Origin of the sequence: Arthrobacter sp. 'calajunan' (assembly GCF_046940185.1) — a bacterium.
In the GTDB taxonomy this organism is placed as follows: domain Bacteria; phylum Actinomycetota; class Actinomycetes; order Actinomycetales; family Micrococcaceae; genus Glutamicibacter; species Glutamicibacter soli.
This window is the reverse complement of the sequence record NZ_JBKZDY010000056.1, coordinates 1-245: the sequence shown is the minus strand read 5'-3', so window position 1 is coordinate 245 and position 245 is coordinate 1. Positions and strand designations below refer to the sequence as shown.

The following is a 245-nucleotide window of genomic DNA, read 5'->3' as shown; positions in this document are numbered from 1 at the left end:
GTTCGCAGCCGCGTTATCCGCAGTGTTCACATCCGTGTTCGCATCGGTGTTCGCAGCCGCGTTATCCGCAGTGTTCACATCCGTGTTCGCAGCCGCGTTATCCGCAGTGTTCACATCCGTGTTCGCAGCCGCGTTATCCGCAGTGTTCACATCCGTGTTCGCATCGGTGTTCGCAGCCGCGTTATCCGCAGTGTTCACATCCGTGTTCGCATCGGTGTTCGCAGCCGCGTTATCCGCAGTGTTCA

The 245-nt window shown here is 58.4% G+C and carries 1 protein-coding gene; it reads right to left on the bottom strand.

Annotated elements, in window-relative coordinates; genetic code table 11:
- Positions 1-245 (bottom strand): hypothetical protein (locus RF641_RS17640; RefSeq protein ID WP_424573736.1); only part of this gene is annotated, 245 nt, incomplete at both ends.